The 4,400-nt window shown below is 35.4% G+C and carries 3 protein-coding genes; all 3 read right to left on the bottom strand.

The window, feature by feature from the left end:
- Positions 1–217: 217 nt before the first annotated feature.
- Positions 218–1,879 (bottom strand): ATP-dependent nuclease, encoded by a 1,662-nt coding sequence (locus tag HP456_RS25555; protein WP_172254503.1) that lies wholly within the window; start codon positions 1,877–1,879, stop codon positions 218–220.
- Between the two features lie 674 nt (positions 1,880–2,553).
- Positions 2,554–3,315, bottom strand: coding sequence for a putative hydro-lyase (locus tag HP456_RS20345; RefSeq protein WP_172254505.1), 762 nt, complete (start codon positions 3,313–3,315; stop codon positions 2,554–2,556).
- Positions 3,316–3,332: 17 nt separating this feature from the next.
- Positions 3,333–4,400: TRAP transporter large permease (locus HP456_RS20340; protein ID WP_172254501.1), on the bottom strand; the 1,068-nt coding region annotated here is incomplete at its 5' end.

The following is a 4,400-nucleotide window of genomic DNA, read 5'->3' as shown; positions in this document are numbered from 1 at the left end:
TCTCTGTGAATGTTTTTTTACTCATGATGTTTCCCCGATTTCTACTAGTTGTCTATTTGTCATTATACAAAAAAATACCCTATAGGTAGACTTTTTTTAAGTGTCTACTCTATAGGGTACATTTTAGATTTTGCTATGACCTCCTTTTTAAGAATGAAGAATATCTGTTCCACTAATTTAGTTATTCTTTCTAATTTACACTTTCTTTATTGATACATTAATTATCAAACCAATCTGCAATGGAAGAAGTAAATTTCCAAACATCTTCTTCTTCCCTTGGCTTGACATATTCTTCTGACGTTGGATCGCTCCCCAAAGCTTCAAACATATGTGTTAGCCAGGTAGATTTATTTTTACCAATTCCTAAGTAGCTTAGCCAACTTTCTAGCTCTCCTCCTGGCACTATAAAGACTCCATATTGGGCAAGTTGATCAGCTAAACTCCAAAACGCAACTTGTTCTCCATCTTTTAGAAGCTCTACTCCCCCATCTCTTTTCATATCTTTACCAGTATTTTCGAATGATTTTTTGACTGATTGTCTTAAATTATTTAAGCTACTATGCAATTCTTCTGGAATATGAGCACCTTTCAATAAATTAGTCCAATTTGTACCGCCCTCTTTAATGACATCAATATCTAAAATTGATGCGACCGGTATTCCTAAATCTTTTAATGGCTTCATTATCCGGGAGGTAGTTTGTTTATTCTGGGCGTTTAAAAATAGACAATCCTTTACTCCACGATTATTCTTTTCTATCATCCTTAGATTGATTTCCTGGTAAAATGAGCGATCTGCATCTGCTTCTGTTATTATTACTTTTTCATGAAAAAGCGAACTAATTACTCCAGTTGACCTTAATAAAGGATCTTTCATTAAAGTTAACAAATCTTTATGATCAAGCACTTTTGAACTCGCGACATCATTATTGTACGTAAGTCTAACTATATTAACCTCTAAACCTGATTCAATACATCCCATAACAAAATTTGAACTATGAGTAGCCATAAGTAAATTTGCTATTTTCTTATTTGATAATTGAGTTAATCTTAATCCTAACTTTCTAGCTAATGGGGGGTGTAAAAACGCTTCAGGTTCATCAACTAAAATTGTTTTATAATTAAAACTAAACATGGAAGAAAGGATGCCCGTAAACGCTTTTACACCATCACTCATGTCTAGTATATTAATAGCATTTTTGTGGAATTCCCTCGATTCTTGATCTAGTGACTGCTCTTCGGTAGTACTTTTAGGTGCTCTTTTAGAGAAGCGAATCCTAAATTCATTCATGCCAGTAGGATCAATTACAAAATAAATGCCTAAAGCATCATATATAATATTCCTCAGTTCTTCTCTATATTCATCATTTTGAAATAACGACATTAAATGATTCATGGAAGGCCCGGATAAGTCTGCTGATGGTGTAGGCTCAGTAAGAGCAAACCTAGTTCTTCCATCAAGTCTCAAGATAAAGAGAGAGTAAAATTGCTCTAAAAAATATCTTTTGTTCATTTCATCAGAACTATTTGCTAGATAATTAGAAATATGCGGCCAATGAATATCTCTCATATCGTAGTTTCCACCATAAACAATTGGTTTCTTTACCGGGATATTTGTTGTAGTGTCATGTCTACTCGATGGGACTCTTATAGTGTCAATGGCTTTAAGAATCTCCTCTTCTGAGAACTCCTGTACATCGATATTATTCACTAATAAAAAATTCTCAGAACTCGCTGTTGATAAATATTCCTGAATCTCTCTAAGAAGTAAACTTTTACCGGAATTATTAGGTCCTACAAAAATTGTAGGCTTAGATACGTCTATATCAATTACTGAAGGATTTTCTTTTGTACCCTGTTTTATTTGTAGTTTGCTAATCACTCTTTATCACTCCTAATTTATTTACCGATATAATTTAACAAGCCAAATACAGTATCTTAAATTCATCATATCAAAAGAGATTTAAATAAACTATATTTTTACTATTGTGGAAATATATTGTTAATAAAAAAAGAAATGCGGGACATAGAAAAAAAGAGATCCCTATATTTTCACGTATAGGGATCTCTTTCTTTAGATATTATTAAGTATATCGATCACTTTTACGGACACCTTAGCAGGAATAAGAGATTTCAATTACGGCTTATTAAGGTTTTTTAACCCTGATTACATCATGCCGCCCCTAAGGGGAGGGTGTGTTATATCTTACACACCGTGTGCAAAAAGTGCGGTATTTCAAGGTTATGCTAAATTCTTCCTGTAACATCTTTAACGAATATTTATCGGTTTGCATTGGATTGCGTTAGTAAAATGTTAGCATAACAAGATACTAATAATGTTTGTAAAGCTTAACTTTTTTCCTCTAATTCTCTATTGTCTTAACTGGTTTGCAAATTGATTTCTGCAAATCGAGTTGACAAATTACATGGAAAAGTTCAGACAGTTATTTTCTTCTATCTAAATAGAACATATCCATTAATCAAACATTTAATTAATGGGTATGTTCTATAGCATCTGTCTTTAATTCCCCTATCATTTTGAAAATTTGGTGTTCGTCACCTTATTGTCTCAAGCTTATCCGTAATCAACATATGTCCAGGAGCATGAGTGATCATAATCGAAGGTTTTGCATTTAATCCAACGCTCTGGGGAGTAACACCACATGCCCAAAAAACCGGGACTCTCTCTTTCTGATCGAAGGCAATGCTTTCCCCATAGTCAGGAGAGAAAATATCAGTAATGCCGATTTCCTCAGGTTTTCCTATATGTACAGGTGCCCCATGGGATGTCTCGAATTTGGAGGTAATACTTTTAGCTTCTTCAACTTCTTCATTTAACAGAGCTCTCATACTAACAACCATATTCCCCTCGAATCTACCTGCTTTCTTACAGGGGAGTGAGGTCTTGTACATTGGGACTACCTTTTTTTGCTTCTGATGCAACAGAGTTATACCTGCCTGGTTTAGCGCTTTTTCAAATGTAAAACTACATCCGACCAAGAATGTAATAAAGTCATCTCTCCATTCTTTCTTTATATCCAATACTTCCTTTTCGAACACTCCATTTCGGTAAATACGATATTTAGGAAGATCAGTACGAATATCGGCATCTGCAATTGATGGATGTATCACGCCTGGTTCCAAAACATCGACTATAGGGCATGGTTTTGGATTACGATTACAGAACAACAAAAATTCAAATGCATACTCCCAGGGTAAGGTGATCATATTCACTTGCAAGTAGTTATCACACATGCCTGATGTCGTCATATCATCTAAATTCGCTCTAAACCGCAACCTCTGTTCTATTGGATTCATTAAAATATTTCCTCTCATTATTGAAATAGTCCAACTGGGAAGAGAACGATTTCAGGTACGTAAGTAATTATTAAAAGAACAATGACCAAAATAGCCACTTGAGGGAATAAATATTTAAACATTTTTGGGACCCCAATCTTGGCTATAGATGAAGTTACAAACAAACAAACTCCAAGCGGTGGTGTTACCATGCCGATGGTCAGGTTAACAGCAAGAATAATCCCAAAATGAACTGGATCAATACCTGTTGCCATTATTAACGGCAAAAACAGCGGGGTAAAGATCGAAACCGCACTGATCGTATCTATAAATGTTCCTGCGATAAGTAAAATAATATTTATGATCAACAATAATAAAATTGGGTTCTCCGATACATCCCCCATCAAATCTATCAGTTGATTCGGTATTTGATTAAAAGATAAGAACCATATAAATAATGATGCTGATCCAATAAGGAAAACAATAGTGGCCGTCGTTTTTGCCGTATCAAGTAAAATCGGCCATAGGTCTTTTATGGAAATTTCCCTGTAAACGAACAATCCGATAATCAAAGCATATACCACAGCGATTACACCGGATTCAGTCGGTGTAAAAATTCCAGAAACAATACCGCCTATGATGATCACTGGCATTATTAATGCTAATATTGCATCCTTGGCACCAACAACTATTTCTTTAAAAGTCGCTCTTCTATCACTCGAACGATAGTTATGTTTTTTCCCAATATAGTAGCTGTATCCCATGAGTCCTGCACCCATCAACAGTCCTGGGATAACACCCGCAATAAAAAGATCACCTATAGAGACACTTGCGATTACTCCGTATAAAATTAATACAATACTAGGAGGAATAATCGGCCCAATTGTAGCTGATGTCGCAACGAGACTTGATGAAAACCGAACGTCATAGCCTTCTTTATTCATAGCTGGAATCATCATTCCACCGATTGCTGCAGCTGCTGCAATTGCTGTTCCAGTAAGGGCCGAGAAGAAAATACTCGCTAGAACAACTACCATCGCCAAACCACCCGGTAAAGGACCAACAAGTGTTTTCGAGAAATTAATAAGTCGTTTTGATATTCCGCC

It is taken from the genome of Bacillus haikouensis, from assembly GCF_013179555.1.
In the GTDB taxonomy this organism is placed as follows: Bacteria; Bacillota; Bacilli; order Bacillales; family Bacillaceae_B; genus Rossellomorea; species Rossellomorea haikouensis_A.
This window is presented reverse-complemented; position numbering and strand designations above follow the sequence as displayed.

Bases quoted from the DNA above. Each gene is read 5' to 3' on its own strand.
- HP456_RS20345 (WP_172254505.1), bottom strand. From the start codon at position 3,315: ATGAATCCAATAGAACAGAGGTTGCGGTTTAGAGCGAATTTAGATGAT.